This is a genomic window from Isoptericola sp. NPDC055063 (genome assembly GCF_053608125.1).
On the sequence record NZ_JBSGUW010000026.1, the window covers coordinates 6197 to 9937 of the forward strand.

4 protein-coding genes are annotated in these 3741 nt (G+C 75.8%); all 4 read left to right on the forward strand.

Annotated elements, in window-relative coordinates; all coding sequences use genetic code 11:
- The first annotated feature begins 158 nt into the window (after positions 1 to 158).
- Positions 159 to 1052 carry an exodeoxyribonuclease III gene (locus ACWF41_RS21355; protein ID WP_380326904.1) on the forward strand — a complete coding sequence of 298 codons (894 nt, stop codon included), beginning with the start codon at positions 159 to 161 and terminating at the stop codon, positions 1050 to 1052.
- A 19-nt stretch (positions 1053 to 1071) separates the two neighbouring features.
- Entirely contained in the window at positions 1072 to 1761 is a 690-nt protein-coding gene (locus tag ACWF41_RS21360; RefSeq protein WP_380326907.1) for a septum formation family protein, read from the forward strand.
- Positions 1762 to 1770: 9 nt separating this feature from the next.
- Positions 1771 to 2466, forward strand: a complete 696-nt coding sequence (locus ACWF41_RS21365; RefSeq protein WP_380326910.1) for an SHOCT domain-containing protein — start codon at positions 1771 to 1773, stop codon at positions 2464 to 2466.
- 409 nt (positions 2467 to 2875) lie between these two features.
- Entirely contained in the window at positions 2876 to 3673 is a 798-nt protein-coding gene (locus tag ACWF41_RS21370) for a C40 family peptidase (protein WP_380326913.1), read from the forward strand.
- Positions 3674 to 3741 lie beyond the last annotated feature (68 nt).

Here is a 3741-nt window from a genome sequence, read left to right on the forward strand (position 1 = left end):
GAGTATGCGCTAGTGAGGGGGGGCGGAGGGGGGAAGGGCAAGGGGGGTGGGGGGGCGATTTGGGCGCGCTCGATCCCCCTCTCCCCCCCCCCCCCCCCGCTACGTCACCGTCAAGGTCGGGTCCCGCCGGCCCGACGGCCGCCGGTAGCCTGGCGCCCGTGCGCCTCGCCACCTGGAACGTCAACTCCGTCCGTGCCCGCGTCGACCGCGTGATCGCGTTCCTCGAGCGCTCGCAGACGGACGTGCTCGCGATCCAGGAGACCAAGTGTCGCGACGAGCAGTTCCCCCACGTGGCGTTCGAGGCCGCGGGGTACGAGGTGGCGCACACCGGCCACTCGGCGTGGAACGGGGTCGCGATCGCGTCGCGGGTCGGGATCGCGGACGTCGAGACGTCGTTCCCGGGCCAGCCCGGCTTCGCGAAGCCCGCCGCGCCGACGCCCGCCACGCCGCCCGACGACGCCCCCGCAGAGGCCCCGGCCCCCGGCCCCGACGAGGCGCCCGCCACCCTCCTCGACGTACCGCCGCCGGTCGAGGCCCGGGCCCTCGGCGCGACCTGCGGCGGGGTCCGGGTGTGGTCGCTGTACGTGCCGCACGGCCGTGCCGTCGACGACCCGCACTACGCCTACAAGCTGGCGTGGCTGGGGGCGTTGCGCGACCAGGCGTCCGGGTGGCTCGACGCCGACCCGCGCGCCCAGGTGGCGCTGGTGGGCGACTGGAACGTCATCCCCCTCGACACCGACGTGTACGACCCGGCCGCGTTCGCGGGGCACACCCACGTCACCCCCGCGGAGCGGGAGGCGTTCGCCGCGTTCTCCGCCGCCGGCTACACGGAGGTGACGCGCGAGCACCTGCCCGCCGAGCACACCTACACGTACTGGGACTACCAGCAGCTCGCGTTCCCCCGGAACAAGGGCCTGCGGATCGACTTCGCGTACGCCTCCCCCGCCGTCGCGGAGCGCGTCACCGGCGTCGTCATCGACCGCGACGAGCGCAAGGGCAAGGGCGCCAGCGACCACGTCCCGGTGATCCTCGACCTCGCCGACCCGGCCTGACGACGGACCGGAACGCACCGTGACCACCGACCCGCAGCCCGGCCCGCAGCCCGGCCCGCAGCCCGAACCGGCGCCCGAGGAGCCGGTCTTCGCCGCCCCGACGCCGCCCGGCGTGCTGCCCGCGGAGGGACTGGCCGACCTGCACCTGCCGGACCAGGCGGAGGGCGGCCCGGCGACGCTCCCCCGCGGGACCGGCGCGACGCCCCCGCGCCGTGCCCCGCTGCCCCCGCGCGCCCGGCGTGCGCTGCTGTGGACGGGCGCGGCGGTGGCGGTGCTCGCCGTCGCGGGCGGCGCCGTCGGGGTCGGTGTCACGACGGCCCGCGACCGCGCCTGGGAGCCGCTGCCGGCCGCGGTGACGGAGCCCGTCGAGGCGAACGCGGTGCAGCTCGTGCTCGGCTCGTGCCTGCGCGCCCTGCCGTCCGGCGACGTGGGCCGGGTGACCGCGGTGCCGTGCGACGACGAGCACGCGGCCCAGGTGGTCGGGCGCACGGACTCCGCCCCCGGAGCCGTCTGGCCGGGCGGCGACGCCCTGGTGCGACGCGCGTCCGCGGTGTGCGGCCCGGAGATGCTCGGCACGACCGGGCGCGAGGTCGACGGCCTGCGGTTCGTGGTGCTCACCCCGTCGCACGAGAGCTGGTCGCGCGGCGACCGCACGGGCCTGTGCCTCGCGGTGACGGACGCACCCGGCACGCACGACCTGCTGTCCTGAGGTGCCGTCGTGATCCCCGACAACCGGCCCGCGCCCTCCGACCCCGCCGCGTCCACGGGCGACGCCCGTACCGGCCCGGCCCTCGAGGACGACCTGTACGGCCCGCGCCGGGCGCCGAGCCCGGACGCGGTGCGCTCCCTGGTCGCGCTGGCGGTCGCGGCCGTCGCGGTCGCCGTCCTGCGCTGGGGCGCGCGGGAGTGGCAGCTCGTGACCTGGGACTGCGGCGGCGGCTCCTGCGCGTCGGACGACGTCGCGTCGCTGGCGCCCGTCCTCGGGATCGGCCTGCTCGTGCTCGCCGCGGCGCTGGCGTGGCGCGCGACGCGTGCCGCGTCCGTCGGCCTGGCCGCGGTCACGGGCGCGGCCGGGTTCCTCTGGGGCTGGCACGACGCGGTCGCGCAGCACCTCGCCGGGACCGAGGACGTGCGCGTGGGGTCCGCCGTGGCTTGGACGGTGCTGGCGCTCGGCGCCGTCGCGGCCGTCGTCGTGCCGGCCGCGGCCACGCGCCGCGGCCCCGCGCCGCCGGCCGTCCCTGTCCGCTCGACGCCACCCGCACGCCCCGGACCTGCGACGACGCTCGCCGGCGAGCGGGGCGGCGGGGATGGCGACGACATCGTCGGGCGGCTCGAGCGGCTGCGGGCGCTGCACCGCTCCGGGGCCCTGACCGACGAGGAGTACGCCGCCGCAAAGCGTCGGCTGCTGGGCTGACCGGCACCCCCGCACGTCCTACTGTGACCTTGGTCACATTGCGTATCACGACCGACCGCCCGGTTCGGGCCGGGATGCCCCGAGTCGTCCTGCACCGACGCGGGGCGGCCGTTGCCCCGGCGACGCGCCCGGGCCGTTATCGGAACGTGACCGCCCGGCGTCCGCCGGGTTAGCGTCCCTCGACCGCACCTTCCCCAGGTGCCGGCCGACCGGGACGCAGCCGAGTGCTGCCGGCGTCACGGTGACCACGAACCTCACGGCAGCAGCGGGAGACCCACTTCCGGCCGGCCGCCCGGACGCGCACATGCTCCGGACGTCCCCGGCCTTGGGGTTCAGCCACCCGATGGTGGCGGGCCAACGATCTCGGCCTCACCCGACAGCTCATCTCGCAGGCTGGAGGTCACGACCCATGCCCACGTCCCTCGATCCTGCGCGCCCCGGCACCGCCGCCGTGGCGGCCTCCCGGCCGCGTCGCGCACTCGTCGCCCTCGGCCTCGTCGCCGCCCTCACCGGCGGCGGGCTCGTCGCCCAGACCCAGCAGGCCCCGCACGCCTCCGCCGCCACGGCCAAGCCGTCCACGACCTACTCGGTGTCCCGGCACTCCGTCGTGAAGAAGTCCGGCGCCACGAAGGCCAGGTACACGGTCACGGCCAGCAAGAACGGCGCCCGCATCAAGGGCTCCGCCACGCTGATCATGAACGGCAAGCGCCAGTACAGCGCCCGGCTCGTCCACGGCAAGTTCACCTTCGCCCCCGGCCTCTGGCGCTACCGCGTCGGCACCAACAAGGTGCGCATCGTCGTCCACCCGGCCCGTGCGGCCCTCGCGGACAAGTCGACGAAGACCGCCTACGTCACGGCCAAGAAGCCGATCACCCGCGGCCAGAAGATCGTCAAGGTCGCGAAGGCCCAGGTGGGCGACCGCTACGTGTACGGCGCCAGCGGCCCGAACGCGTTCGACTGCTCCGGCCTGACCAGCTACGTCTACAAGAAGGCCGTCGGCAAGTCGCTGCCGCGCTCCTCCTCCGCCCAGAAGAGCAAGGGCAAGGTCGTCTCGCGCAAGAACGCCCGCCCCGGCGATCTCATCTGGACCCCCGGCCACGTGTCGATCTACGTCGGCAACGGCAAGCAGGTCGAGGCCGCCCGCCCCGGCGTCGGCGTCGTGTACCGGCACATCTGGCAGGACAGCCCGCGGTTCATCCGCATCTGACCCCAGCCGAGGTAGTTCGAGGATCGCCGAGAGAGTTCGAGGGGCGGACCGCACGTGGTGCGGTCCGC

Bases quoted from the DNA above. Each gene is read 5' to 3' on its own strand.
- ACWF41_RS21370 (WP_380326913.1), top strand. From the start codon at position 2,876: ATGCCCACGTCCCTCGATCCTGCGCGCCCCGGCACCGCCGCCGTGGCG.